At 67.6% G+C, this 2,924-nt stretch carries 2 protein-coding genes and 1 pseudogene; 2 read left to right on the top strand and 1 reads right to left on the bottom strand.

Annotation, left to right across the window (positions count from 1 at the left end; all coding sequences use genetic code 11):
- A pseudogene (locus AB4Y86_RS15885) lies at positions 1-318 on the bottom strand (hypothetical protein); the annotation flags it as partial.
- 141 nt (positions 319-459) lie between these two features.
- On the opposite strand from AB4Y86_RS15885, the gene AB4Y86_RS15880 reads away from it, so the two are divergent.
- Together AB4Y86_RS15880 and AB4Y86_RS15875 are read left to right on the top strand one after the other, a co-directional pair.
- Positions 460-1,152: a GNAT family N-acetyltransferase gene (locus AB4Y86_RS15880; protein WP_441403151.1), complete on the top strand. Its 693-nt coding sequence runs from the start codon at positions 460-462 to the stop codon at positions 1,150-1,152.
- A gap of 113 nt (positions 1,153-1,265) precedes the next feature.
- A partial coding sequence (locus tag AB4Y86_RS15875) for a DEAD/DEAH box helicase (RefSeq protein WP_441403150.1) occupies positions 1,266-2,924 on the top strand: 1,659 nt, incomplete at its 3' end.

Raw genomic sequence — 2,924 nt, 5'->3', positions numbered from 1 at the left:
CCCATCCACCTTGAGCTCGCCCGGCGCACCGAAGGAGACAATTTCGTCGCGTACTTTGACGCTGAGCCGGGGGAAGTCCGCGGCACCGCCGTCGGACCATTTCACGTCGATGCCGCGGAAGCCCTGGTATTCACGCGTCGTCTTGACGTACTGTTTGACCGCCCCGATCTCGCCGCCGACCGTCGCGTTGATGCCGTCTTTGGAGATGAGGATCCGGCCGGTCAGCCCGAGCTTTTCGCCGAGGGCGCGCTGCCAGAGCCGGATGGCCTCCGGGTCCGGGATCGGGGTAAAGCCGTAGAAGAGCACAATTCGATTCACGTATTTAAGCGTACTGGTCCGGGCAAAACGCCTTGCCCGGTTCCGCACGCGTCCGTCCGAAAGCGTCATGTTCACGGCCTCAAAGGACTTGACCGGACCGGGCCCCTGTTGCTTGCGCCGGGGCTGGAATACGCTCATCTCATGAGTCTTGACGCCATGGTTGAGGACACCACCCATCTCCTTGAAGTTTGGGTTGCCGGGTGGGCTGGTTGCCGGGGTTATGAGACACGCCGTGAGGGCCGCTTTCCCGCGGTGCTGAGGGCGGACACGACCCAGGAATGGGAATATTTCGCCCACGATCCCTCGGATGCCGAGTTCGCGGACTTGGCCGCCAAGACCGCCGAGGTCCCCGCCCGGATCCTCACGATCCTCACAAACGACGCGGCCCGCTACAAGCCCCTGGCCCAGCAGAACGGGCTGAATGTGACCTCGGCGTCGCAGACCATGATGATCGTGGACATGGAGACCCAGGACTCCGAGGATCCCTGGCTTCCGGACGACGACCTCAGGTGGGTGCCGTCCACCGTTGGCGGTGTCCACCACGCGGTGGTGTACGCCGGCGATGAGGTTGCCGCCAGCGGACAGGTGTTCGTCGCGGACCACACGGCCGTGTTCGACAAGATCGTGGTGGAACCCGGGTACCAGCGGCGGGGGCTCGGCAGCTTCGTCATGCGGGCGCTGGCTGCGCAAACGTTCGAACACGACGTCGAAGGCGGGCTCCTGCTGGCCTCACTGGACGGGCAGCACCTGTACTCGCATCTTGGCTGGACCACGGTGTGCCACGTGCTGATGCTTTCTTCCTCGGACGAGGGCGCCGACCTTTCGGTGGAGTGAGGCGGGTCCGGGGCGCGGCCAGGGCAGCTTGGCGGCGGGCAGCGCGCCGCTGCGGCGGGTGGCTGGCATCTGGCGGCGGCGGGCGATTTGAGCCCGGGTGAAACAATGTTGGAGTGAATCCCCATGAGTCCCTGATCCCGTTGCTGGGCCGCGGCCCAGACCCGGAGCAGCTGCGGCATGTGCGGATGATCCCGGCCCGGAAGGCCGTTGTTGAGCCGTGGCCGGAGTGGGTCCACACTGATCTCGTGCAGGCGTACGGCAGGCTCGGCCTCCACGAGCCCTACCGCCACCAGGTACAGGCCGCTGATCTGGCCCACGCCGGCGAACATGTGGTGATTGCCACCGGCACCGCCTCCGGCAAGTCCCTGGCCTACCAATTGCCGGCGCTGGACGCGGTCCACCGCTCCGAACTGCGCGTGGCGGCCGATCCCGGAAAGATCCACGACGACGGGGCCGTCGCCCTGTACCTCTCGCCCACGAAGGCCCTGGCCGCCGACCAGCTGGCCTCCATCCGCTCGCTCCGGCTTCCCACCGTCCGCGCGGAAACCTACGACGGCGACACAGACCCGACCTCCCGCCGCTGGATCCGGGACCACGCCAACGTCATCCTCGCCAACCCGGACATGCTGCACTTCGGCATCCTGCCCAACCATGCCTGGTGGGCCCGGTTCTTCCGCCGGCTGCGCTACGTGATCGTGGACGAGGCGCACAGCTACCGGGGCGTTTTCGGCTCGCACGTGGCGAACCTGATGCGCCGACTTCGGCGGATCTGTGCCTACTACAGCCCCGGCGCCGATCATCCCGGTCCCGTGTTCATCGCCGCTTCGGCCACCGCGTCCGACCCTGAAACCTCCTTCGGCCGGCTCATCGGCGCTCCGGTACGGGCGGTGTCCGAGGACTGCTCGCCGCACGGTGCCACCACCGTTGCCTTCTGGGAACCGGCCCTGACGGAGCAGCGCGGCGAAAACGGGGCCAAGGAGCGCCGGACCGCCGTGGCTGAAACTTCGGACCTGCTGGCCAACCTGGTCGCCTCCCGGGTGCGGACCATCGCGTTCATCAAGTCCCGGCGGGGGGCCGAGACAATCGCCTCCATCACGAAGCGTCTCCTGGACGAGGTGGACCCCAGCCTGCCGCAGCGGGTGGCGGCCTACCGGTCTGGGTACCTGCCGGAGGAAAGGCGGGCCCTGGAAAAGGCGCTGCGCTCCGGCGAGCTGCTGGGCGTTTCCAGCACGTCCGCGCTCGAACTGGGAATCGACATCTCCGGTCTCGACGCTGTTCTGGTGGCCGGCTGGCCGGGAACCAGGGCCTCGCTGTTCCAGCAGATCGGCCGGGCGGGCCGCGCTGGGCAGGACGCCATAGCCGCCTTCGTCGCGAGCGACGATCCCCTCGACACTTATCTGGTGAACCACCCGGAGGCGATCTTCGACGTTTCGGTGGAGGCCACGGTCTTCGACCCCTCCAACCCGTATGTGCTCGGACCGCACTTGTGTGCCGCCGCGGCGGAGCTGCCGCTGGGGTATGCGGAGCTCGGGTTGTTCGGCCCGACGGCCGAAAAACTGCTGGATCAGCTGGTCGGCCAAGGCTACCTCCGCAAGCGCCCCGCGGGCTGGTTCTGGACCCACCCGCAAAGCGCCGCGGCCATGGTGAACCTGCGGGCCGACGGCGGCGGGCCGGTGAGCATTGTGGACGCCGACACCGGTTCCCTGCTCGGCACCATGGATTCGCCCCAGACGCATTACCAGGCACACACCGGCGCCGTCTACGTCCACCCC

The organism is Arthrobacter sp. 2YAF22_2 (assembly GCF_052114645.1).
GTDB lineage: Bacteria > Actinomycetota > Actinomycetes > Actinomycetales > Micrococcaceae > Arthrobacter.
This window is presented reverse-complemented; position numbering and strand designations above follow the sequence as displayed.